This is a genomic window from Streptomyces sp. NPDC056600 (assembly GCF_042792855.1).
Classification (GTDB): domain Bacteria; phylum Actinomycetota; class Actinomycetes; order Streptomycetales; family Streptomycetaceae; genus Streptomyces.
Map to the genome: position 1 here is coordinate 57,971 of NZ_JBHTVQ010000020.1, position 22,910 is coordinate 80,880.

A 22,910-nucleotide genomic window follows, 5' to 3' on the forward strand; every position below is an offset into this window, starting at 1 on the left:
TCCCCCGACGGTGGACCGCCGGACTGCCGGACGGCCGGACGTGGCGGCTCGGCTAGCCTGGACGCACGATGAACGACCGCTTCACCACCCCCTGGGCCGAGCTCGCCCTCTCCCGCTTCCCCCGGGACCCGCGTGACCGGCTGCGGGCCTGGGACGCCTCCGACGAGTACCTGCTGCGCCACCTCGCGGACACCGTGCCTCCCGGGGGCGGGGCCGTGGTGGTCGTCGGCGACCGCTGGGGGGCGCTGACCACGGCCCTGGCGGCGCGGGCCGCGGGAGCTGCGGGGGCCGCGGGCGGGGCCGGTGCTCCGGTCACCCAGATCACGGAGTCGTTCCTGACCCGCGAGGCCACCCGCGCGAACCTGGCCGCCAACGGCGTGGCCGAGGGTGCGGTCACCCTGCTCACGACCCGTGACGAGCCGCCCGGGCGTGTCGACGTCCTGCTGGTGCGGGTGCCCAAGAGCCTGGCGCTGCTGGAGGACCAGCTGCACCGGCTGGCGCCGGCCCTGCACGAGGACTCGCTGGTGGTGGGCACCGGCATGGTCAAGGAGATCCACACCTCGACGCTCGACCTGTTCGAGCGGATCGTCGGTCCCACCCGCACCTCGCTGGCCGAGCGGAAGGCGCGGCTGATCTTCGCCTCCCCCGCCCCCGCGGCGGACCGGGGGACGGACCCGTGGCCGCTGCGGTACTCCCTGCCGCAGGACGCCGCCCTGGTGGCGGGCCGCCCGGTGGTCAACCACGCGGGCGTCTTCTGCGCGGACCGGCTCGACATCGGCACCCGCTTCTTCCTCCAGCACCTGCCGACCGGTCCGGGTCTCGGACGGGTGGTCGACCTCGGCTGCGGCAACGGCGTGGTCGGCACGGCGGTGGCGCTGGCCGATCCCACGGCCGAGGTGCTGTTCACCGACGAGTCGTACCAGGCGGTGGCCTCCGCGGAGGAGACCTACCGGGCCAACGTGCCCGACGGCGAAGCCTCGTTCAGGGTCGGCGACGGGCTGGAGGGCCTCCCGGCGGACAGTGCCGACCTGGTGCTCAGCAATCCGCCGTTCCACTCCCACCAGGCGACCACCGACGCGGTGGCCCGGCGGATGTTCCAGGGCGCGCGGCGGGTGCTGCGGCCCGGGGGCGAGCTGTGGATCGTCGGCAACCGGCACCTCGGCTACCACGTGAAGCTCCGGCGGGTGTTCGGCAACGCGGAACTCGTCGCCTCGGACCCGAAGTTCGTGGTGCTGCGGGCCGTCCGCCGCGGCTGACCTTCGTCGCGGCCCCCGGTGGGGCCGCGGCCCGCCGCTCAGTCCCGGGCGACGGCGGCCGGCGTCACGGCGTCCGCACGGGCGCCGTCCGCCGTGATCACCTCCAGGTAGCGCACCACCGTCGCGGCCATGGCATCCCGCCCAGGGGCGAGGTAGCGGCGCGGGTCGACCTGCTCGGGGTGCCGGTCCAGGTGGGCGCGCACGGCGCCGGTCAGGGCGACGTTGAGCGCGGTCCCCACGTTGACCTTGCCGATGCCTCCGGAGACCGCCGCCGCCAGTTCGCCGTCGGGGACGCCGGAGGAGCCGTGCAGCACGAGCGGCACGTCGACCGCCTCGGCGAGCCGGGCCAGCAGGGCGTGGTCCAGGGCGGCGGTCCGGGTGGTCATGGCGTGGACGCTGCCGATCGCGACGGCCAGGGCGTCCACCCCGCACTCGGCCACGAACGCGCGGGCCTCGGCGGGGTCGGTGCGGGCTCCGGGCGCGTGGGCGTCCAGCGCGGGCGCGCCCTCCTTGCCGCCCACCTCGCCCAGTTCGGCCTCCACCCACAGTCCCCGGGCGTGGGCCCGTCGGGCCGCCGCGCGGGTGGCGGCGACGTTCGCCGCGTGCGGGAGCCGGGAGGCGTCGTACATCACGGAGCTGAACCCGGCGTCCGCCGCCTGCCCCAGCAGGGCGTCGTCGGTGACGTGGTCCAGGTGCAGTCCCACCGGCACCTGGGCCGCGGCGGCCGCCGCCGCGGCGGCCCGGGCCAGCGGCAGCAGCCGCCCGCCGTGGAACGCCACGGCGTTCTCGCTGACCTGGACGATCACCGGGGAGCCGGCCCGGTCGGCTCCCTCGACCACCGCCTCGACGTGTTCCAGCGTGATGACGTTGAAGGCGGCCACGGCCCGGCGGACGGCGGCGGCCTCCGCGACCAGGTCACCTGCGGGTACCAGGGGCACGGCTCTCCTTACGGACGGCGAGGCGGGTGTGGAGCCGGGGCGTTGGGGCGGGGTCGTTCAGGCGGGTGCGTCGGCGAGGATCACCGAGCGGGTGAGGTGGCGGGGGCTGTCGGGGTCGAGACCGCGGGCGACGGCGACCGCGACGGCGAGCCGCTGGGCGCGGACCAGCTCGGCCAGCGGGTCGAGCCCTCCCGCCACCCAGAGCGCGCCGGTGCCGCGCACCTGCGCGGCCAGGCCGGCCGGGGCCTCGCCGAGCATCCAGGTGGCGGTGGAGCGGGTGGAGACGCTGATGGGGCCGTGCCGGTACTCCATGGCCGGGTACGCCTCGGTCCACGAGAGCGACGCCTCGCGCATCTTCAGCGCCGCCTCGTTGGCGAGGCCGACCGTCCAGCCCTTGCCGAGGAACGTGAACTGCGTGCGGTCCACGAGCCCTTCGGGCAACGGCGTGGCGAGCGCGGTCCGCGCGTCGGCGACCGCCTCCTCGGGGTGCAGGCCGAGGTGGGCGCGCAGCAGGGTGAGCGCGGTGGTGGCGAACCGGGTCTGCACCACGGACCGTTCGTCGGCGTACGCCAGGACGACGACCCGGTCGGCGGCCTCCATGACGGGGGTGTCGGGGTCGGCGGTGACGGCGGTGGTGGGCACGCCGTCGGCGCGCAGCCGGGCCAGCAGGTCGAGCACCTCGGTGGTGGTGCCGGAGCGGGTCAGGGTCAGGACGCGGTCGTAGCGGCGCCCGTGCGGGAACTCGGAGGCGGCGAAGGCGTCGGTCTCGCCCTGACCGGCCTGTTCGCGCAGGGCGGCGGCCGCCTGGGCCATGAACCAGGAGGTGCCGCAGCCCACGATCGCGACCCTCTCCCCCGGGGCCGGCAGCGCCGCCAGGTGACCGGGCGCCTCGTCCGCCGCCCGCTGCCAGCACTCGGGCTGGGTGGTCAACTCGTCTTCGACATGCGTCACTTGCGCATCCCTCCACGGCGAGGCACGTAATGGCTGCACACTACAGCCGATCTCCGGCAAACTCAGGGGCATGGACATGGAGATCGTGGAGCACGTCGGCATACTGCGCCGGGAGGGCGAGTCGCTGGCGGCGGCCGCGAAGGAGGCGGGGACGGACGTGCCGGTGCCGACCTGCCCGGGATGGCGGGTGCGGGACCTGGTCCGCCACACGGGGGCGGTGCACCGGTGGGCCACGGCCTTCGTGGCCCTCGGCCTCACCTCGCCCCGGGCGATCGAGGAGCCCCCGGAGCTGGACGGCTCCGAGCTGCTCGCCTGGTTCACGGACGGGCACGCCGAGTTGACGCGGACCCTGGCCTCCGCCGACCCGGCGACCGACTGCTGGCACTTCCTGCGGGCCCCCTCCCCGGTGGCCTTCTGGGCACGCCGCCAGGCACACGAGACCGCGGTGCACCGGATGGACGCCGAGGCCGCCCTCGGTGTCGAACCGGCGCTCGTCACGCCTGAGTTCGCGGTGGACGGCATCGACGAGCTGCTGCGCGGCTTCCACGGCCGCCGGTCCAGCAGGGTGCGTTCACCGGAGCCGAGGCTGCTGCGGGTGCGGGCCACCGACGTGGCGGACGCGATCTGGACGGTACGGCTCTCCCAGGAGCCGCCGGCGACCGTACGGGGCACGGACGGCGCCGACGGCGTGGACGGCGCGGCGTCCGCCGACCCGGACTGCGAACTGTCCGGGCCCGCGGCGCAGTTGTACGCCGCGCTGTGGAACCGTGCGCCGATCCCCTCGGTCACGGGGGACGCGGCCACGGCTGCGCTGTGGCGGGAGACCTCCGGGGTCGGGTAGCGCCGAGCCACACCTTGGTCCCGCCTCGGGGGCGGGACCAGGAGCCGTGCCCCGCGTTGCCACGGGTGACGTGAGCGGCCAGACTCCTCCCCGTGCAGCGAGATGATCAGTTCGACCCGGAGCGGTTTCGCCGCGAGTGGCCAAGGGGCGACTTCTTCAGGCTCAGGCGGTACACCCGTGGCGAGGTGGAGACGCTGCGCCTGCCCGAACGGCATGTGGCCGTCCTGGCAGACGTCGGCATCCGGGAAGAGGCGGCCCCGTTCCTCGCTTTCGACGATCGGCGCCTGCCCTGCCCACTGGCGTCCTGGGACTTCCCTGACGTGCCCGTCGAGGACCCCGACCCGTTCGTGGTGATCGGGTCCGACGGGTCGGCCAATCCCGTGGTGCTGGACCGGACACGGCCAGGCTTCGTGCTGCTCGTCGATCGTGAGCGAGGCACCCGGGTCCACCTGTACAACACGAGCATTCCGCGGTTCCTCGCCTCGCTCCTGGCCTTCCGTGACTTCGTCGAACTCCGCGACCGGAAGTCTTTCCCGGCGGCAGCGGCCCTCGAAGCGTTCACGGAGCTTCTTCACGAGATCGACCCGGATGCCTGGGGTGCGGGGTGCCTGTGGGCGGCCGAGGTCGAGGCCCGGGCGGAGTTGCTCGGCGGCTGATCGCTCACCGCTTCACACGCCGGGCGGTCTCGGAGCCTTGGAGTGACAACGGGCGTCTCCTCGCGCTACGCCGCCGGACCGGCTTTCCCGGACCGGCTGGGCGACCGCACCGTGCCGCGAAGTCGTGGAGCGCCCCTCACGCGTCCGGGGTGGCTCCCGGGAACGCGATTCCCGTCTCGTGGGCGAGGCGAGCGGCGGCGTGGCGGAAGAAGGCGGCGCGGTCCTCGACCACACGGTGGAACTGGCCGAAGAGTTCGAAGCCGATCAGGCCGAACAGCTCCGCCCAGGCGGCGACCAGCGCGACCGTCGTCTCCGGCGGCAGGTCGGGCGCCAGGTCCGCGGTCATCCGCACCGCCTCGGGGCGCAGCCCTTCCGGCAGGGGGGTGCGCGAGAGTCCGGAGGGACCGCGGAGGGCGTCCCGGGTGATGCCGATCAGGAGCAGCCCCACCCGTGCCGCGGCGGGCACGGTGGTCTGAGGCGCCTGGTAGCCGGGGACGGGGGTGCCGTAGATGAGGGCGTACTCGTGGGGGTGGGCCAGTGCCCACGCGCGCACCGCCTCGCACACCGCGACCCAGCGGTCGACGGGCGCCGCACCCGGGGCGGCGGCCGCCTTCGCCTCGGCGGCCTCCGCGGCGGCGCCGAGCGAGTCGTAGGCGTCGATGATCAGAGCGGTGAGGAGGTCGTCGCGGCTCGGGAAGTAGCGGTAGACGGCCGACGAGGCCATCCCCAGTTCCCGGGCCACCGCCCGCAGGGAGAGCTTGGCCGCCCCCTCGTCGGCGAGCCGGCGTCGCGCCTCGTCCTTGATCGCCACGGTGATCTCCCGTCGGGCCCTGGCCCGGACTCCCTCTGTCGCGCTCATGATCCGAGTGTGCCACAGAACGAGAGCAGTGCACACGGTCGAGAGCGGCGCTCTGACATGAGAGCACCGCTCTTGCTTTTGGGGACCAACAATGCGCACACTGTTCTCAACCGAGAGCACTGCTCTCACTTTCCCGGAGGGGTCCCCATGCGCAACGACGACCAGCAGCCCACGCCCGGCACCACCCCCGCCGCTCCCGCCGGTCCCTACTACTTCGAGGCCGGCCCCCTCGCCTCCCGCTTCAACGCGATCGTCGGCTGGCTCGCCCGGCACGGCGTCAGCCTGATGGGCAGCGCGGAGCTCTCGGTGCGCGGCCGGAAGAGCGGGGCCATGCAGCGCATCCCGGTGAACCCCTACCGGCACGCCGGCGAGCAGTACCTGGTCTCCGCCCGCGGGCACTCCCAGTGGGTGCGCAACATGCGCGTGGCGGGCGGGGGCGAACTGCGGGTCGGACGCAAGGTCCGCGGTTTCACCGCCACCGAACTGCCCGACGACCAGAAGGTCGCCGTGCTGCGCGGCTACCTCGACAAGTGGGGCTGGGAGGTCAACCAGTACTTCCAGGGCGTCACCGCGGCCTCCTCCGACGAGGAGCTGGCCGCTGCCGCCTCCGACCACCCGGTCTTCCGGATCACGGTCACCGCCTGAAGCGACCGGCCGATCGGCCGGCCGGCCGGGCCACCCGCCCTCCCGGGCCGGAGCCCGGGTGCGCGGTCTACCGCTCCAGCCGCAGAAGCACCCGCTGCGCCATCGGGTGGGTGCGGACCAGCTCGGCCAGGGTGGTCGCCCCGCGCGTGATGTCGGCGAACGCCCGCCACGCGGGCCGGAACCCGACGATCGCGGCGTGGAACAGCCCCGGCCGGCGTTCGAAGAGGGCCATCAGCTTCCGGCCGACGCTCATCTCGACGCCCAGCCCGGCCTTGACCGCGAAGGCGTAGTTGAGCGACTCGCGCCGCACGTCCACCGCGTCGGCGGCCTCGGCGATCCGTACCGCCCAGTCGCCGGCCAGCCGGCCCGACCGCAGCGCGTAGGAGATGCCCTCCCGGGTCCACGGCTCCAGTAGTCCGGCCGCGTCGCCGCAGACCAGCACCCGGCCCCGGGAGAGCGGGGAGTCGTCGGTGCGGCACCGGGTCAGGTGACCGGAGGAGATCGCGGGTTCGAAGCCCGCCAGGCCGAGCCGGCCGATGAACTGCTCGAGGTACCGCTTGGTCGCGGCGCCGTCGCCGCGCGCGGAGATCACCCCGACGGTGAGGGTGTCGCCCTTGGGGAACACCCAGCCGTAACTGCCGGGCAGCGGGCCCCAGTCGATCAGGACGCGTCCCCGCCAGTCCTCGGCGACCGTCTCCGGCACCGGGATCTCGGCCTCCAGGCCGAGGTCCACCTGCCCGAACTTGACGCCGACGTGCGCGCTGGTCCGGCCGGCGCTGCCGTCGGCGCCGACGACCGCGCGGGCCAGCACCGTCTCGCCGCCCTGGAGCACCACGGCCACCGTGCGCCGGTCGGGCACCGTCGGTCCGTGCTGTTCCATGCGGGAGACCGTGACGCCGGTGCGCAGTTCGGCTCCGGCCTTCTGCGCGCTCTCCACGAGCGCGTGGTCGAACTCGGGGCGGTTGACGAGCCCGAAGAGCATCCGGCGCGAGCGGCGGGTGCGGGTGCGTCGGCCGTCGTGCGAGAAGGTGACCGCGCGCACCCGGTCCTGGAAGGGGACCTCGAAGCCGGGCGGCAGGGCGTCCCGGGAGGGGCCGATGATGCCGCCGCCGCAGGTCTTGTAGCGCGGCAGTTCCGCCTTCTCCAGCAGCAGCACGCGCCGTCCGGCGACCGCCGCCGCGTAGGCCGCGGACGCCCCGGCCGGTCCCGCGCCCACCACGACCACGTCCCAGACGCGGTCCTCGTCGCCGGTCCGTCCGGTCAGGTCCGCGGAGCCCGCGGGCTCCGCCGGGTCCGACGCGGTGCTTCCGCCGTTCTCACCGTTCTCGCCGCTCACGATGGCCAACCGCTCCCGATCACCAGTCAGATGCCTGCCGCACTGTCCACAGCATCCTACGGCTGCGATCGCCGCAGGCCACTGTGGGAGTATCGACGACGCGGACCGGTGCCACTCGCGCCCGTCCGCCGCCTGCGAGGAACCGCCCGCCCGCGAGGACGGCGGCGCAGGGCCCGCCCGCCGGACCCGCGCGGACGGGTCGAGTGAGACCCGAGAGTTACGAGGAGCCCGCCATGTCGTCGAACCCGGTCGCCGCGACCGTCGCCTCGCTGATGCCGAGAGCGAAGGAGGAACTCGCCGAGCTGGTCGCCTTCAAGTCGGTCGCCGACTTCGAGCAGTTCCCCCGCGGCGAGAGCGAGGGCGCCGCGAACTGGGTGGCCGACGCGCTGCGCGCGGAAGGATTCCAGGACGTCGCGCTGCTCGACACCCCGGACGGCACGCAGTCCGTCTACGGCTGCCTGCCCGGTCCCGAGGGCTCCCGCACGGTCCTGCTGTACGCGCACTACGACGTCCAGCCGCCGCTGGACGAGGCCGCCTGGGTCACCCCGCCGTTCGAGCTCACCGAGCGCGACGGCCGCTGGTACGGGCGCGGCGCGGCCGACTGCAAGGGCGGCGTGATCATGCACCTGCTGGCGCTGCGGGCGCTCAAGGCGAACGGCGGCGTGCCGGTCACCGTGAAGGTGATCGCCGAGGGTTCGGAGGAGCAGGGCACCGGCGGCCTGGAGCGGTACGCCGAGCAGCACCCCGAACTGCTGGCCGCGGACGCGGTCGTGATCGGCGACTCGGGCAACTTCCGTGTGGGGCTGCCGACCGTGACGACGACCCTGCGCGGCATGACGCTGGTGCGCGTCCAGGTGGACACCCTGGAGGGCAACCTGCACTCCGGGCAGTTCGGCGGCGCGGCCCCGGACGCGCTGGCGGCGCTGGTCCGGGTGCTGGACTCGCTGCGCGCCGAGGACGGCTCGACGACCGTGGACGGCCTGACGGGCGACGCGGAGTGGGAGGGTCTCCAGTACGACGAGGAGCAGTTCCGTGCCGACGCGAAGGTGCTGGACGGTGTCGGCCTGATCGGTTCGGGCACGGTCGCCGACCGGATCTGGGCGCGGCCGGCGGTCACCGTGCTGGGCATCGACTGCCCGCCGGTGGTCGGTGCGACGCCGTCGGTGCAGGCGAGCGCGCGGGCGCTGGTGAGCCTGCGGGTGCCGCCGGGCGTGGACGCCGCCGAGGCCGCGAAGCTGCTGCAGGCCCATCTGGAGAGCCGCACGCCGTGGGGCGCCCGGGTCGCCGTCGAGCGGATCGGGCAGGGCCAGCCGTTCCGGGCGGACGCCGGCAGCCCGGCGTACACGGCGATGGCGCGGGCCATGGCGGTGGCCTACCCGGGCCAGGAGATGCAGTTCGCCGGTCAGGGCGGTTCCATCCCGCTGTGCAACACGCTGGGGACGCTCTACCCGGAGGCGGAAATCCTGCTGATCGGCCTCAGCGAGCCGGAGGCGCAGATCCACGCGCCCAACGAGAGCGTCTCCCCCGAGGAGCTGGAGCGGCTGTCGGTCGCCGAGGCCCTCTTCCTGCGGGAGTACGCGGCGGGCTGAGCACCCGTCACGGGCGTGCGGCAGGCGCAAGCGCGGCGGCTTCCACCGGGGAAGCCGCCCGGAAAGCCGCCCCGCACGGCCCGCTCCCGCTCACCCCACCGGCTCCCCCGCCTCCAGGTACACCGCCGCCCCGCGTTCGCGGGCCCGCAGCGCCCAGTGGAGGCGGCGGAACCGGACCGGGGGCAGCAGTTCGGCCGCCTCCTCCTCGGTGACGAAGCGCCAGCCGCGCAGCTCGGGCCCGGGCAGCAGCACCCGGCCGGCGTCGTCGCCGTGCAGTCTCCCGCCGTCGAAGAGGAAGCGCAGTCCGCCGTAGCCGGGGGGCTGCGGCGACTCCCAGTCGACGACCAGCAGCCGAAGCTCGTCGGCCGGCCGCAGTCCGGTCTCCTCGGCCACCTCCCGCACCCCGGCCTGGGCGGGCGCCTCGCCCCGCTCGACCACTCCCCCGGGGAACTCCCAGCCCGGCTTGTAGGTGGGGTCGACGAGCAGGAACCGGTCCTGCTCGTCGAAGAGCAGCACCCCGGAGGCCACCGTCTCGGCCCTGGGTTCGGGCGTCTGCACGATGTCGCAGGCGGCGGCCTCCCCGCTGCCCACCGCTTGGGCTATCAGCGCGGCGGTCTGCTGCGGGGTGAGCGCACCGTTGTCCACCGGGTGGGCGTCGGCGGTCAGCCAGGAGCCGAGCGCGGCCCGGTACGGCTCGATGTGGTCGTGGCGCCACTGCCGGACGCGCCGCTCGGTCTCCGGACCCGCCGGGTCCTGGGCCTCCGTGATCCGCTGTCGGAGAATCGTTTCGGCCGGGGTGAGGACCACGTGGCACACGGAGATCCGTCGTGCGGCGAGGCCTCCGAAGATCTCGTCCCGGTACTCCTGGCACAGCAGGGTCATGGGAACGACCAGAATGCCGCCGAGCTCCTGGAGCATGGCGGCCGCGGTGTCCACGACCAGCCGCCGCCAGATCGGCAGGTCCTGGTAGTCGTCGACCCCGGCGAGGTGCTTGGGCGGCAGCATGAACGTCAGCGCGCCCCCGACCACCTCGGGATCGAAGAGCGCGCTGTCGGGCAGCAGGTCCAGCAGCTCCCTCGCGGTGCTGGACTTGCCCGAACCGAACGCGCCGTTGATCCAGACGATCACTGTTCCCCCTCTTCCCCGGACTTCGTCCTCTCCGGACGACTGTGACGTGCCCGCCCCACCCTGCACCGGAAACCAGCCGCAGTTGAGGGGGCAACGGGGGAGCACGGGGGATCACGGTCGCGACGTGCGGACGGGCGGCCCGCACCGCCGCGAAGCCGCCCGTGAACCCCGGAGGAGGGACCGCCGCGGACGCCGGTCCTCCGGGCCGCGGAGGTCAGCGGCTCAGAGGACCGGCCACACGCCCGCGTCGGGGGCCGGCAGCGCCTCCAGGGCCTCCAGCGCCTGCAGGGACTCCGCCCCGTCGAGGTAGGCCGCGCCCTCGTGGAGGGTGGTCGGGGCGGTCGGGCCGAAGACCTCGTGGCGGGCGATGCTGTCGTCGCCGGTGAGCTCCTCCACCGTGCCGCGCACGTCCTCGACGGGACGTTCGGCCTCCTCGCCCTCCGCGTGGGAGGGCGAGACCGCCGCGAGGACGCACCCTGCGGCGAAGGAGGCGATGGCCAGCATGCTGCGCTTCTTCATGCCGTGACAACACCGCAGCCGGGGCGTCGGTCACCGTGACACGCCCGACGAATCCCGACTCGGTCGTAATCGGCCCCGACACGCGCAGCGATTCACCCGACTCCCCCATCTTTCGCTACAGATCGCGCACAACCGACCACCGTCACACGACGCAGGCGCACCGAGCCCGCGCCGCGGCACGCCGTACCCGGCAGGTCACGCCCGGCCGCCGCGGCACGCCACACCCGGCACCGCGGCTGCGGACGCCCTGCTCCCCGAGCCCCGCCGTCGGACCCCCGCGTCACCCGTCGAGCCGCCCCAGCGCCGCCGCCGCGGCCCCGATCAGGCCGGCGTCCGACCCGGTCAGGGCGGGGACGACCCGCAGGTCACGGGTGAACGCGAGCGTGGCGTAGTCCGGGAGCGCCTGGCGCAGCGGGGCGAACAGGACCTCGCCCGCCTCGGCCACTCCCCCGCCGACGACCGCGACCTCTATCTCCACCAGCGCGGCCACCGCGGCGATCGCCGCCGCCAGGGCCCGCCCGGCGCAGGCGAAGGCGGCCACCGCCGCCGGGTGACCGTCCCGCGCGGCCGCCGCCACCTCGGCGGCCGAGCCCTCGCCTCCGGGCCCCGGACGCCAGCCGTTCTCCCGTGCCCGTCGGGCGATGGCCGGGCCCCGGGCCAGGCCCTCGACGCAGCCGCGGCCGCCGCAGGGGCAGGGATCGCCGTCGAGGTCGACGCTGATGTGCCCGATGTGCCCGGCGTTGCCGGTGCGCCCGGGCCGGACCCGGCCGCCGAGGACCAGACCGCCGCCGACGCCGGTGGACACCACCATGCACAGGGCGTGCGAGCTGTTCCTTGCGGCGCCCACCCAGTGCTCGGCCGCGGCGACGGCGGCTCCGTCGCCGATCAGCTCCACCGGCAGCCCTCCGGTCAGCTCCCGCACCCGCTCGCGCAGCGGATAGCCGCGCCAGCCGGGGATGTTGACCGGCGAGACGGCGCCCGCGGCGCGGTCGACCGGGCCGGCGCTGCCGATTCCGACGGCCTCCACGGCGGCCCACCGCGGCGAGTCACGGAGGTCGCCGAGCACCTCGGCCGCCGCGGCCATCACGGTCGCTCCGTCCTCCGCGGCGGGCGTGGGGCGTCGCGCGCGCAGCAGTATGCGCCCGTCGGCGTCCACCAGCGCGCCCGCGATCTTCGTGCCGCCGACGTCGAGCGCCGCCACCAGGCCGGCGCGGGAGGGCGCGGTGTCCATGGGCGTCATGTCCCCTGCTTTCCTGCGATGTCCTTGCCTGACAACGATGTCCGCACTCTATGCTCGTCGCCACACCCGGCCCCCATCCGCCCTCCGGAATCCGCCCTCCCAGGACAGGACTTGCGCATCGTGACCCTGACCGCCGGCCGTCCGCCCGTCCGTTACGGCAGCCGCCCCACGATGAAGGACGTGGCGAGCCGCGCGGGCGTGGGCCTGAAGACCGTGTCCCGGGTGGTCAACGCGGAGCCCGGGGTGACCGCCGAGACCCGGCGGCGGGTGCAGGAGGCGATCGACGCCCTCGGGTTCCGCCGCAACGACAGCGCCCGGGTGCTCCGCAAGGGGCGCACCGCCACCGTGGGACTGATACTCGAGGATCTCGCCGACCCCTTCTACGGACCGCTGTCGCGTGCGGTGGAGGAGGTGGCGCGCGCCCACGACACGCTGCTCATCAACGGCTCCAGCGCCCACGATGCGAGCCGGGAGCGGGAGTTGGCGCTGGCGCTGTGCGCCCGGCGGGTGGACGGTCTGCTGGTGGTGCCCGCGGGCGCCGACCACCGGTATCTGGAGCCGGAGCTGCGGGCCGGGATCGCCACCGTCTTCGTGGACCGTCCGGCCCGCGGCATCGAGGCGGACACCGTGCTGACCGACAACCACGGCGGCGCGCGGGCCGGGGTGGCGCACCTGATCGCGCACGGACACCGGCGGATCGGCTACATCGGGGACGTACCGGGCATCCACACCTCCGACGAGCGGCTGCGCGGCTACCGCACGGCGATGGAGGAGGCCGGGCTGCCGGTGCGGCCCGACCGGGTGTCCCTCGGGAGCACCACGCCGCAGCGGGTACGGCGGGCGGCCGAGGAGATGCTGGACGGCCCGGATCCCGTGACGGCCCTGCTGACCGGCAACAACCGGGTGACCGTGACGGTGGTCCGGGTCCTCGCGGAGCGGCAGCCACACCGCCCGGTGGCGCTGGTGGGCTTCGACGACTTCGAGCTGGCCGATCTGCTGCGTCCCGCGGTCACCGTGGTGGCGCAGGACCCGGCGGGGCTCGGCCGGGTGGCGGCGCAGCGGTTGTTCGCCCGGATGGACCAGGCCGAGCTCGAGCCATCCGTGGTGGAGCTGCCCACCCGGCTGGTGGTGCGGGGGTCGGGGGAACTGCCCCCGGCCGACTGACGCCACACCGCCCTCGCCGCCCACGCGGCCCACACCGCCCACGCTGCCCGCCACCCGCGACCGGCCCGCCGGGTCCTACCGGACCGCTCCCGGCCGGGCGTAGGCCTCGATGCGGGCGCGGGTCAGCCCGGTCCGCCCGGTCACCTCGGTCTCGTCGAAGGCGCCGCAGTCGAGGCCGGCGAGCAGGAAGCCGGCCAGGGCGCGGGCGGTGGCGGGTTCGTCCAGGACGTCCCCCTCGGCGCCGGTGGCGTACCGGGCGAGCCGGTCCGCGGCCCGGTCGAGGCCCTCGAGGTGGAAGGCGAAGACGGCGGCGTACCGGGTGGGCAGGTGACCGGGGTGCATGTCCCAGCCCTGCGGGAAGGCGCGGGCGAGCGCCCGCCGCGTGAGCCGGTGGTGCAGGCGCCACGCCGCGTGGACCTGCTCGGTGTCGCCCACCGGCAGCACGTTGGTGGAGCCGTCGCTGACCCGTACTCCGGTGCCTGCGGCCGCCACCTGCATCACGGCCTTGGCGTGGTCGGCCGCCGGGTGGTCGCTCGCCTGGTGGGCCGGGGAGACGCCGAGGGCGGCGCTGTAGTCGAAGGTTCCGTAGTGCAGGCCGGTGGCCCGGCCCTCGGCGGCGTGGACCATCGGGGCGACGGTGGCGGCGCCGTCCGGGCCGATGATCGCCTGGGCGGTCTCGACCTGGATCTCGAAGCCGAGCCGCCCCGGCTCGAGTCCGAGGGCCTTCTCGCACTCCTCGAGGAGACGGACCATGGCGGTCACCTGCTCGGCGGAGGTCACCTTGGGCAGGGTCAGGAGCAGGCCGTCGGGGAGCGGGCCGTGCTCCCGCAAGGTGGTCAGGAAGACGTCGAGGGTGCGCACCGCGCGACGGCGGACCGGGGCCTCCAAGCACTTCATGCGGATGCCGGCGAAGGGCGGGGCCTGACCGGTGCGGCACGCTTCGGCCAACAGCCGGGCGGCGCGGGCGGCGTGCGCGTCCTCCTCGGCGTCGGGGCGGTGCCCGTAGCCGTCCTCGAAGTCGATCCGGAGGTCCTCGACGGGTTCGCGCTCCAGCTTGGCGCGGACGCGGGTGTACACCGGTCCGGCGAGTTCCGCGGGCAGCTCCAGCACGGCGGCGAACGCGGCGGCGTCGGGGGCGTGTTCGTCGAGGGCGGCGAGGGCGCGGTCGCCCCAGTCGCGGGGTGTGCCGGCGGTGAAGCGGTCGGCGGGCACGTACACGGTGTGGACGGGCCGGCGGGCGCCCGGGTCGCCGGGGTAGCGGCGCGCGAGGTCGGCGTCGGCGGGGGCGAGCAGCGCGTCCAGCCGGTCGTGGACCGCGCCGGACAGGGAGGTCGGCACGGCCTGGCTCATACGGGGCGCCCCTCTCGGCGTTTCAACAGATCGTTGAACTCGGCGGGAGGCTAACGGCCGGTCCGCGGCCCGGTCAACAGTGCCTCACCTGCGACGGCGCGTACGGGCGGCTGCGGCGGCCGCCGCCGCGTACGCCGAGGGCCCGCGGCCGGCGAACCGGCGGCGGGCCCTCGGGCGCGGCGTGCGGGGATCAGCCCTTGCGGGTCTTGATCTCCTCGGTGAGCTGCGGGACGACCTGGAAGAGGTCGCCCACGACGCCGTAGTCGGCGAGCTCGAAGATCGGGGCCTCGGCGTCCTTGTTGACGGCGACGATGGTCTTCGAGGTCTGCATGCCGGCGCGGTGCTGGATGGCGCCGGAGATGCCGTTGGCGATGTACAGCTGCGGGGAGACCGACTTGCCGGTCTGGCCGACCTGGTTGGTGTGCGGGTACCAGCCGGCGTCGACGGCGGCACGGGACGCGCCCACCGCGGCGCCGAGGGAGTCGGCGAGCGCCTCGATGATCGCGAAGTTCTCCGCGCCGTTCACGCCGCGGCCGCCGGAGACCACGATGGCGGCCTCGGTCAGCTCCGGGCGGCCGGTCGACTGACGCGGCGTGCGGGAGACGATCTTGGTGCCGGTGGCCAGGGCGGAGAAGGTCACCGCGAGCTCCTCGACCGCGCCGGCGGCCGGCGCGGCCTCGACGGGGGCCGAGTTCGGCTTGACGGTGATGACCGGGGTGCCCTTGGACACGACCGACTTGGTGGTGAAGGAGGCGGCGAACACCGACTGCGTGGCGACCGGGCCGTCGGCGCCGGCCTCGATGTCGATGGCGTCGGTGATGATGCCGGAACCGATGCGCAGCGCCAGACGCGCCGCGATCTCCTTGGTGTCGGCGGAGGTCGGCAGCAGCACCGCGGCCGGGGACACCGCGTCGTAGGCGGCCTGGAGGGCGTCGACCTTCGGGACGACCAGGTAGTCGGCGAGCTCGGCGGACTCGTTGGTGAGGACCTTCACCGCGCCGTGCTCGGCGAGCGTGGCGGGGGTGGCGGCCGCGCCGGCGCCCAGGGCGACGGCGACCGGCTCGCCGATACGGCGGGCCAGGGTCAGCACCTCGAGGGTGGGCTTGCGGACGGCGCCGTCGACGTGGTCGACGTAGACGAGAACTTCAGCCATGGGATTCGGTCTCCTGCGAATGCGAGGTCTGAGGGGCGGTCAGCTGCGGTGGGCCTAGATGAACTTCTGGCCCGCGAGGCTCTGTTAGACGAACTTTCGCTCCGCGAGGAAGGCGGCGAGCTGCTTGCCGCCCTCGCCCTCGTCCTTGACGATCGTGCCGGCGGTGCGGGCCGGGCGCTCGGTGGCGGACTCGACCTTGGTGAACGCGCCCTCCAGGCCGACCTCCTCGGCCTCGATGTCGAGGTCGGAGAGGTCCCAGGACTCGACCGGCTTCTTCTTCGCGGCCATGATGCCCTTGAAGGACGGGTAGCGCGCCTCGCCCGACTGGTCGGTCACGGAGACGACGGCCGGCAGGGAGGCCTCGAGCTGCTCGGAGGCGGCGTCGCCGTCACGGCGGCCGGTGACCTTGCCGTCCTCGACGGCGATCTCGGAGAGCAGGGTGACCTGCGGGACGCCCAGGCGCTCGGCGACCAGCGCGGGCACGATGCCCATGGTGCCGTCGGTGGAGGCCATGCCGGAGATGACGACGTCGTAGCCGGCCTTCTCGATCGCCTTGGCGAGCACCAGGGAGGTGCCGATGGCGTCGGTGCCGTGCAGGTCGTCGTCCTCGACGTGGATGGCCTTGTCGGCGCCCATGGACAGCGCCTTGCGCAGGGCGTCCTTGGCGTCCTCGGGGCCGACCGTGAGGACGGTGACCTCGGCGTCGTCGGCGTTCTCGGAGATCTGCAGCGCCTGCTCGACGGCGTACTCGTCGAGCTCCGACAGCAGACCGTCGACGTCGTCGCGGTCGACGGTCAGGTCGTCGGCGAAGTGCCGGTCGCCGGTGGCGTCAGGCACGTACTTCACGGTGACAACGATCCTCAGGCTCACGCCGGCTCTCCTACTGCATCGTCATGTCGGGCTGCTTCCTGTCAGGCAGCATATGCGCCCGAAGCCGCCTCTTCCGTCCGGGGAGTGTCTGCCCCGCGACGAATAAATTACCCGCCAGTAGTACACCCGGTGACGCCCGGCTAAGCAAGCGCTTTGCGGTGTGACGTGGGTAACGCTGCGTAACGGCCGGTATGTCAGGGCCGCAGACCGCCGAAGCGTCCCTGGTGGTAGAGGAGCGGACGGCCCTCCCCGGCCGGGTCTCCGGCGGTGACCTCGGCGACCACGACCCGGTGGTCCCCGGCGGGTATGCGCGCCACCGGGCGGCAGACGAGCCAGGCGACCACGCCGTCCAGCACCGGAACGCCTTCGGGGCCCTCGCGCCAGGCGGTGGGCGGGGCGAAGCGGTCCGCTCCGCTGCGGGCGAAGGTGGCGGCGAGCTCGCTCTGGTGCTCGCCGAGGAGATGAACGCCGACGTACTCCGCCCGGGCGACGGCGGGCCAGCAGGAGGACCGTTCGCTGATGCCGAACGACACCAGGGCGGGTTCCGCGGAGACGGAGGTGAGCGAGGTGGCGGTGAAGCCGAACGGGCGCCCCTGGTGACCGGCGGTGATCACCGCCACACCGGCGGCGTGCCGCCGGAAGACCGAGCGCAGCAGGTCGGACGGCGTGTCGCCGCCGTCGACCGCCGCGGATCCGTTCCGCTCGGGGTCCGACCGGAGCCGACCCGCCGTGGCCCTACCGCCCGGGCGGCCGACCGGAGGCGCTCCCGCCGCGGCCGGGGCCGCTCGCCCCGCCTCGGCCCGGCCGCCCGGCCCCGCCTCGGCCCGGCTGCCCGGGGCCGCTCGCCGCGGCCCCGGGGTCCTTGCGCCGGGCTGCGGCGGGACGGCCGCCGCGGTCTCCTCGGAGAGGGCCGTCACGGGTTCGGCCGCCATACGGGTGTCCTTCCTCATATCGCCTCCCCGAGGGCGGCGATCACATCGGCCTTGCGGGGCACCCCGGCGGCGCGGCGCACCACGCGACGGTCCGCGTCGAGCACCAGGGTGGTCGGGGTGGCCTCGATCTCCAGCGCGCGCACCAGCGCGAGGTGGGCCTCCGCGTCGATCTCCACATGGGTCACCCCTGGGACCATCGCGGCCACCTCGGCGAGGACCCGCCGTGTCGCGCGGCAGGGCGCGCAGAAGACGGTGGAGAACTGCAGCAGGGTGGCCCGCCGGCCGGCCCGGTCGCCGAGCACCGCCACGTCGACACGTGGCCCGCCTTCGTGGCCGCTCACCCACACTCCTCCGCTCCGCCGCCGCCGCGGCGTTCCCCATGATGACCTGTACGTGATCGTCAGCGATGGTCGGGGGGTGCGGATTCCCCGGTCAGGGACCCTTTCGGGCGACGTGACGAGGATCTCGTCCCCACCAGGCACTTCATCTGGTCCTTTGCCCGTTCTTGGGGCAACATCTCTACGCGCCCGTAAGTTACGGCCGCGTAGGTTGGATCGGCCGGGAGCGGTAACCCCTTCCCCGGCAGCCACTCGGAGAGAAGGGGCTCATCCCGCCCATGGCAGAGCTTGTCTACCGTCCCGTCATCGGTCTCGCCTTGTCGTTGTTCAAGGCCTGGGACCTGAAGATCGACATGCGGGGGGCGGAGAACATTCCCCGGGCGGGCGGTGCGGTGCTGGCCAGCAACCACATCAGCTACCTCGACTTCATCTTCGACGGGTACGCCGCCCTCCCCAGCAAGCGCCTGGTCCGCTTCATGGCCAAGGACTCGGTCTTCCGCCACAAGGTCTCCGGTCCGCTGATGCGCGGCATGCGCCACATCCCGGTGGACCGCCGCAAGGGCGAGGCCGCCTACGCGCACGCCCTGGACTCGCTGCGGTCGGGCGAGGTGGTCGGCATCTTCCCCGAGGCGACCATCTCCCAGTCGTTCTGCCTGAAGGACTTCAAGAAGGGCGCGGCCCGGCTGGCGCAGGAGTCCGGCGTCCCGCTGATCCCCATGGCGCTCTGGGGCACCCAGCGCCTGTGGACCAAGGGCCGCAAGCGCGACTTCAGCCGCAGCCACACGCCGGTCACGCTCCGGGTCGGCAAGCCGATCGACACCGCCGAGGGCACGCCGGAGGAGCTCACCACCCGCCTGCGGGAGCGCGTCCAGGACCTCCTGGACGACGCCCGGCGCGACTACCCGGACCAGCCCTCCGGTCCGGAGGACTCGTGGTGGCTCCCGGCGCACCTGGGCGGCACCGCCCCCACGCCGGAGGACGTCGCCCGCCGCGAGAAGCACTGAGTCGCCCGGGGCCCGTCAAGGGCCCCGGCCGGCCCACGCCGCCCGCGTGTCACAGCTCCGCGGGCAGCGTCCGCCACAGCTCGGTCCGGTCGCGCGCACCGCGCAGCGCCGCGAGCACCGCCGGATGCGGTGCGGCGTGCAGTTCGGGGTAGTCCCGCTCCCCCGACGAGACGTCCACCGGGAAGGCCAGCCGCTCCCGCGTCAGGGAGAACCGCGCGTCGACCCCCGGCTTGTTGCCCCGGGGGTCCTGGCGGTGCCAGGCGCCGTTGAAACGGACGGCGACCAGGCCGTGCACGCCGAACCCGCCCCGGTCGTCGCCCAGCCGCTGGTAGCAGAACGCCGTGGGGATGTCCTCGGCCCGCAGCAGCGCGGCCAGCGCGTGGGCCTTCGCGTAGCAGATGCCGGTGCGCAGCCGGATCACGTCGGAGGCGCGCCAGGTGACCCGCGGGTCGTCCGCGTCGTGCGAGTGGGGGATCGTGTCGCGCACGTACTCGAAGGCGGCGCGCGCATAGTCATACGAGTCCTCGGCCGTCGCGGCGAGCCGCGCGGCGACCTCCCGGACGGCCGGGTGCTCGTGGTCGATCGCCTCGGAGGCGGCGAGATACGCGGACAGGTCAGGCGTCTGCTGGATCGTCTCCATGGCCAAGATCATAGGAATGCGACCGCCCGCGGTCAATCGTTTTGCGGACAGTCGCATATTTATGCATGACCGGGGTGGACTCAGCGGGAGGCCATCTCCTCCTTGAGGGCGGCGACGAAGGCGTCCACGTCGTCCTCGCGGGTGTCGTAGGCGCACATCCAGCGCACGTCGCCGGCCGCCTCGTCCCAGAAGTAGAACCGGAAGCGCTTCTGCAGCCGCTCCGTCACCGCGTGCGGCAGGCGGGCGAAGACCGCGTTGGACTGCACCGGGTACAGGATCTCCACGCCGTCCACCGCCCGGACGCCCTCGGCCAGCCGCCGGGCCATCTCGTTGGCGTGGCGGGCGTTGCGCAGCCACAGGTCCTTGGTCAGCAGTGCCTCGAACTGCACGGAGACGAACCGCATCTTGGAGGCCAGCTGCATGGAGGTCTTGCGCAGGTGCTTCATCCGCCGCACCCGCTCCTTGTCGATCACCACGACGGCCTCGCCGAACATGGCGCCGTTCTTGGTGCCGCCCAGCGAGAGCAGGTCGACGCCGGCCGCGTTGGTGAAGGCCCGCATGGGCACGTCCAGGGAGGCGGCCGCGTTGCCGAGCCGGGAGCCGTCGAGGTGGACGGTCATCCCGTGCGCGTGGGCGTGCTCGCAGACGGCCCGTATCTCCTCGGGCGTGTAGACGGTGCCCAGCTCGGTGGACTGGGTGATCGAGACGACCTGCGGCATCGCGCGGTGCTCGTCCTCGAAGCCGAACGCCTGGCGGTCGATCAGTTCGGGGGTGAGCTTGCCGTCGGGGGTCGGCACGGTGAGCAGCTTGATGCCGGCGACCTGCTCCGGCGCGCCGCCCTCGTCGGTGTTGATGTGCGCGCTCTCCGCGCAGATCACCGCACCCCAGCGGTCGGTGACGGACTGCAGCGCCACCACGTTGGCGCCGGTGCCGTTGAAGACCGGGTAGGCCTCGGCGGTGGCGCCGAAGTGGCCGCGCACGACCTGCTGGAGGTGCTCCGTGTACACGTCCTCGCCGTAGGCGACCTGGTGCCCGCCGTTGGCCAGGGCCAGGGCGGCGAGCACCTCGGGGTGGACCCCCGCGTAGTTGTCGCTGGCGAAGCCGCGGACCGACGGGTCGTGACGCCGGCGCGCGTCGGTCTTCGGAGGGTTCACGGCTTCTCGGTCAGCCACAGACGGTTTCCGTTCACTTCACTGGCGGGCTTGTCCCAGACGCCGGCGACGGCCGCGGCCAGGTCCTTGACGTCGGTGAAGCCCGCGAACTTCGCGTGGGGGCGCTCGGCGCGCATGGCGTCGTGCACCAGTGCCTTCACCACCAGGATGGCAGCCGCGGCGGCCGGGCCCTCCTCGCCCCCCTCCTTGCGGAAGGCGTCGGCGAGGGCCAGCGTCCAGGCCTCGGCTGCGGCCTTGGCGGCGCCGTAGGCGGCGTTGCCCGCGGTGGGCTTCGCCGCGCCGGCCGCGCTGATCAGCACGAAGCGGCCGCGGTCGCTGCGCACCAGGGCGTCGTGGAACGCCAGGGAGGTGTGCTGGACCGTGCGGACCAGCAGTCTCTCCAGCAGCTCCCAGTCGGCCAGGTCGGTCTGCGGGAAGGAGGCGCTGCCGCGCCAGCCGCCGACCAGGTGCACCAGGCCGTCGACGCGGCCGTACTCCTTCTCGGTCTCGGCCGCCCAGGCACGCGCCGCGCCGAGGTCCAGCAGGTCGACCGGCTCGCCGGTGACCGTGGCACCGCCGTGCGCGTACCGGGCCGCGTCGACGGCCTCCGCAAGGCGCACCGGGTCGTTGTCCGAGGCGACGACCACCGCGCCGGCCTCGGCCAGGCGCAGCAGCGTGGCCCTGCCGGCCGCGCCGCCCGCGCCGGCCACCGCGACGACCGCCCCCTCGAGCGCTCCGTTTCCGTTCCCCATCGCTCTCGCCTCCCAGGCGTGTCGCTGACTCGTCCGGCCGCTTCGCGGGCCGGGCCCGGATCCGCCCTACGCGGCGGCGGGCAGTTCGCCGCCCGTCTCGGCGGTGATGCCCTTGGTGGAGGCGATCACCTGCTTGAGCTTCTTGGCGAGGGCCTCGTAGAACATGCTCAGCGGAAACTCGTCCGGCAGCACGTCGTCGACGAGCTTGCGCGGCGGCTGCGTCAGGTCGAGGGCGTCGGGGCCCTTGGCCCAGCGGGAGCCGGGGTGCGGCGCGAGGTAGGTGGAGACCAGCTCGTAGCCGGCGAACCAGTGGACCAGCTTGGGCCGGTCGATGCCGTCGCGGTAGAGGGTCTCGATCTCCGCGCAGAGCTGGTTGGTGACCTCGGGGGCGCGCTGCCAGTCGATGTGCAGCTTGTTGTCGGTCCAGCGGACGACGTCGTGCTTGTGCAGGTAGGCGAAGAGCAGCTGTCCGCCGAGGCCGTCGTAGTTGCGGTGGCGCTCGCCGGTGACCGGGAAGCGGAACATGCGGTCGAAGAGGACCGCCATCTGCACGTCGCGGGCCTGCGGAACGCCCTCGGCCTCGAGCTTCACGGCCTCCTTGAAGGCGGTGAGGTCGCAGCGCAGCTCCTCCAGGCCGTACATCCAGAACGGCTGGCGCTGCTTGATCATGAAGGGATCGAACGGCAGGTCGCCGTGGCTGTGCGTGCGGTCGTGGACCAGGTCCCAGAGCACGAAGGCGTCCTGGCAGCGCTGCTGGTCGTCGAGCATCGCGGCGACGTCGTCGGGCAGACGCAGGCCGAGGATGTCCACGGCGGCCTCGGTGACCCGGCGGAAGCGCGCGGCCTCGCGGTCGCAGAAGATGCCGCCCCAGGTGAAGCGCTCGGGGGCCTCGCGGACGGCGACGGTCTCCGGGAAGAGGACGGCCGAGTTGGTGTCGTAGCCGGAGGTGAAGTCCTCGAAGGTGATGGCGCAGAAGAGCGGGTTGTCGTAGCGCGTCCGCTCCAGCTCGGCCAGCCAGTCGGGCCACACCATGCGCAGCACGACGGCCTCGATGTTGCGGTCCGGGTTGCCGTTCTGCGTGTACATCGGGAAGACGACCAGGTGCTGCAGGCCGTCCTCGCGGCGCTGGGCGGGCTGGAAGGCCATCAGCGAGTCGAGGAAGTCGGGGACGCCGAAGCCGCCCTCGGCCCACCGGCGCAGGTCCTTGACCAGCGCCTCGTGGTAGGCGGCGTCGTGCGGGAGGAGCGGCGCCAGCGCGGTGACCGCGTCGGTCACCTCGGCCACGGCCCGCTCGGCCTCGTCACGGGACGGGGCGCCGTCGACGGCGAGGTCGATGGAGCCGTCCTTGCTCTGCCAGGGGCGGATGCGCTCCACCGCGCCCTTGAGCGCGGGCCACGCCGGGTGGTCGACCACCCGCGTCCCGGGACCCTGCTGCTGCCCCTGAGTGCCCACCTGCACAAGAACCTCCGTCATGTCTCGCCCTCCACGGGAGTACCTCGGATGGACTCACCGTATGCACCATCTTCTTTTTCGGCAAGGGGAGATCTTGGGAAGACTTCTTGCGGCAGCCCCGTTTGAGCGGCGATTTTCCTGTCAAG

At 73.9% G+C, this 22,910-nt stretch carries 23 protein-coding genes; 7 read left to right on the plus strand and 16 right to left on the minus strand.

Annotated features, from left to right (window positions below; translation table 11 throughout):
• The first annotated feature begins 68 nt into the window (after positions 1-68).
• A complete protein-coding gene (locus ACFRAV_RS13030; protein WP_382554525.1) occupies positions 69-1,256 on the plus strand; it encodes a methyltransferase in 1,188 nt (395 codons plus the stop codon).
• 38 nt (positions 1,257-1,294) lie between these two features.
• Here ACFRAV_RS13030 and ACFRAV_RS13035 read toward each other — a convergent pair whose 3' ends face one another.
• Positions 1,295-2,194: a ketose-bisphosphate aldolase gene (locus tag ACFRAV_RS13035; protein ID WP_382554527.1), complete on the minus strand. Its 900-nt coding sequence runs from the start codon at positions 2,192-2,194 to the stop codon at positions 1,295-1,297.
• Between the two features lie 57 nt (positions 2,195-2,251).
• On the minus strand, positions 2,252-3,145 hold the full coding sequence (locus tag ACFRAV_RS13040) for an SIS domain-containing protein (protein ID WP_382554530.1): 894 nt from the start codon (positions 3,143-3,145) through the stop codon (positions 2,252-2,254).
• A 76-nt stretch (positions 3,146-3,221) separates the two neighbouring features.
• On the opposite strand from ACFRAV_RS13040, the gene ACFRAV_RS13045 reads away from it, so the two are divergent.
• Both ACFRAV_RS13045 and ACFRAV_RS13050 read left to right on the plus strand, forming a co-directional pair.
• A complete protein-coding gene (locus tag ACFRAV_RS13045; protein ID WP_382554608.1) occupies positions 3,222-3,986 on the plus strand; it encodes a maleylpyruvate isomerase family mycothiol-dependent enzyme in 765 nt (254 codons plus the stop codon).
• A gap of 92 nt (positions 3,987-4,078) precedes the next feature.
• Entirely contained in the window at positions 4,079-4,642 is a 564-nt protein-coding gene (locus tag ACFRAV_RS13050; RefSeq protein ID WP_382554533.1) for an SUKH-4 family immunity protein, read from the plus strand.
• Positions 4,643-4,778: 136 nt separating this feature from the next.
• Here ACFRAV_RS13050 and ACFRAV_RS13055 read toward each other — a convergent pair whose 3' ends face one another.
• Positions 4,779-5,501, minus strand: coding sequence for a TetR/AcrR family transcriptional regulator (locus ACFRAV_RS13055; protein WP_382554534.1), 723 nt, complete (start codon positions 5,499-5,501; stop codon positions 4,779-4,781).
• A 147-nt stretch (positions 5,502-5,648) separates the two neighbouring features.
• On the opposite strand from ACFRAV_RS13055, the gene ACFRAV_RS13060 reads away from it, so the two are divergent.
• Positions 5,649-6,146 (plus strand): nitroreductase family deazaflavin-dependent oxidoreductase, encoded by a 498-nt coding sequence (locus tag ACFRAV_RS13060; protein WP_382554537.1) that lies wholly within the window; start codon positions 5,649-5,651, stop codon positions 6,144-6,146.
• 67 nt (positions 6,147-6,213) lie between these two features.
• Here ACFRAV_RS13060 and ACFRAV_RS13065 read toward each other — a convergent pair whose 3' ends face one another.
• Entirely contained in the window at positions 6,214-7,410 is a 1,197-nt protein-coding gene (locus tag ACFRAV_RS13065) for a geranylgeranyl reductase family protein (protein ID WP_382554610.1), read from the minus strand.
• A 305-nt stretch (positions 7,411-7,715) separates the two neighbouring features.
• On the opposite strand from ACFRAV_RS13065, the gene ACFRAV_RS13070 reads away from it, so the two are divergent.
• Positions 7,716-9,071 carry a dipeptidase gene (locus tag ACFRAV_RS13070; protein WP_382554539.1) on the plus strand — a complete coding sequence of 452 codons (1,356 nt, stop codon included), beginning with the start codon at positions 7,716-7,718 and terminating at the stop codon, positions 9,069-9,071.
• 90 nt (positions 9,072-9,161) lie between these two features.
• Here ACFRAV_RS13070 and ACFRAV_RS13075 read toward each other — a convergent pair whose 3' ends face one another.
• The 3 genes from ACFRAV_RS13075 to ACFRAV_RS13085 all read right to left on the minus strand — a co-directional run bounded on the left by ACFRAV_RS13075 (position 9,162) and on the right by ACFRAV_RS13085 (position 11,958).
• Entirely contained in the window at positions 9,162-10,199 is a 1,038-nt protein-coding gene (locus tag ACFRAV_RS13075) for an NUDIX domain-containing protein (RefSeq protein WP_382554542.1), read from the minus strand.
• Positions 10,200-10,421: 222 nt separating this feature from the next.
• Positions 10,422-10,718 (minus strand): hypothetical protein, encoded by a 297-nt coding sequence (locus ACFRAV_RS13080; protein WP_382554544.1) that lies wholly within the window; start codon positions 10,716-10,718, stop codon positions 10,422-10,424.
• 280 nt (positions 10,719-10,998) lie between these two features.
• Positions 10,999-11,958, minus strand: a complete 960-nt coding sequence (locus ACFRAV_RS13085) for an ROK family protein (protein ID WP_382554546.1) — start codon at positions 11,956-11,958, stop codon at positions 10,999-11,001.
• Between the two features lie 171 nt (positions 11,959-12,129).
• Between ACFRAV_RS13085 and ACFRAV_RS13090 the strand changes: the two genes are divergently transcribed.
• Complete coding sequence (locus tag ACFRAV_RS13090) at positions 12,130-13,122, plus strand: LacI family DNA-binding transcriptional regulator (protein WP_382554612.1); 993 nt, start codon at positions 12,130-12,132, stop codon at positions 13,120-13,122.
• Positions 13,123-13,197: 75 nt separating this feature from the next.
• On the opposite strand, the gene ACFRAV_RS13095 is transcribed toward ACFRAV_RS13090, so the two are convergent.
• The 5 genes from ACFRAV_RS13095 to ACFRAV_RS13115 all read right to left on the minus strand — a co-directional run bounded on the left by ACFRAV_RS13095 (position 13,198) and on the right by ACFRAV_RS13115 (position 17,768).
• Positions 13,198-14,472 (minus strand): DUF6986 family protein, encoded by a 1,275-nt coding sequence (locus tag ACFRAV_RS13095; RefSeq protein WP_382554548.1) that lies wholly within the window; start codon positions 14,470-14,472, stop codon positions 13,198-13,200.
• Positions 14,473-14,662: 190 nt separating this feature from the next.
• Positions 14,663-15,625 carry an electron transfer flavoprotein subunit alpha/FixB family protein gene (locus ACFRAV_RS13100; protein WP_382554551.1) on the minus strand — a complete coding sequence of 321 codons (963 nt, stop codon included), beginning with the start codon at positions 15,623-15,625 and terminating at the stop codon, positions 14,663-14,665.
• An 84-nt stretch (positions 15,626-15,709) separates the two neighbouring features.
• Positions 15,710-16,495 carry an electron transfer flavoprotein subunit beta/FixA family protein gene (locus ACFRAV_RS13105; protein ID WP_382554553.1) on the minus strand — a complete coding sequence of 262 codons (786 nt, stop codon included), beginning with the start codon at positions 16,493-16,495 and terminating at the stop codon, positions 15,710-15,712.
• Positions 16,496-16,689: 194 nt separating this feature from the next.
• Positions 16,690-17,151 (minus strand): flavin reductase family protein, encoded by a 462-nt coding sequence (locus tag ACFRAV_RS13110; RefSeq protein ID WP_382554615.1) that lies wholly within the window; start codon positions 17,149-17,151, stop codon positions 16,690-16,692.
• A 290-nt stretch (positions 17,152-17,441) separates the two neighbouring features.
• A complete protein-coding gene (locus ACFRAV_RS13115; RefSeq protein ID WP_382554555.1) occupies positions 17,442-17,768 on the minus strand; it encodes a TlpA family protein disulfide reductase in 327 nt (108 codons plus the stop codon).
• A gap of 275 nt (positions 17,769-18,043) precedes the next feature.
• On the opposite strand from ACFRAV_RS13115, the gene ACFRAV_RS13120 reads away from it, so the two are divergent.
• On the plus strand, positions 18,044-18,769 hold the full coding sequence (locus ACFRAV_RS13120; RefSeq protein WP_382554556.1) for a lysophospholipid acyltransferase family protein: 726 nt from the start codon (positions 18,044-18,046) through the stop codon (positions 18,767-18,769).
• Between the two features lie 49 nt (positions 18,770-18,818).
• Here ACFRAV_RS13120 and ACFRAV_RS13125 read toward each other — a convergent pair whose 3' ends face one another.
• The 4 genes from ACFRAV_RS13125 to ACFRAV_RS13140 form a co-directional block, all read right to left on the minus strand.
• Positions 18,819-19,409 carry a transglutaminase family protein gene (locus tag ACFRAV_RS13125; protein WP_351117887.1) on the minus strand — a complete coding sequence of 197 codons (591 nt, stop codon included), beginning with the start codon at positions 19,407-19,409 and terminating at the stop codon, positions 18,819-18,821.
• Between the two features lie 80 nt (positions 19,410-19,489).
• Positions 19,490-20,563, minus strand: coding sequence for a threonine aldolase family protein (locus ACFRAV_RS13130; protein WP_382554558.1), 1,074 nt, complete (start codon positions 20,561-20,563; stop codon positions 19,490-19,492).
• Complete coding sequence (locus tag ACFRAV_RS13135) at positions 20,560-21,312, minus strand: SDR family NAD(P)-dependent oxidoreductase (protein WP_382554561.1); 753 nt, start codon at positions 21,310-21,312, stop codon at positions 20,560-20,562. The genes ACFRAV_RS13130 and ACFRAV_RS13135 overlap by 4 nt, the downstream gene beginning before the upstream one ends.
• A 66-nt stretch (positions 21,313-21,378) precedes the next feature.
• On the minus strand, positions 21,379-22,785 hold the full coding sequence (locus tag ACFRAV_RS13140) for a DUF6421 family protein (RefSeq protein WP_382554563.1): 1,407 nt from the start codon (positions 22,783-22,785) through the stop codon (positions 21,379-21,381).
• Between the last annotated feature and the right edge of the window lie 125 nt (positions 22,786-22,910).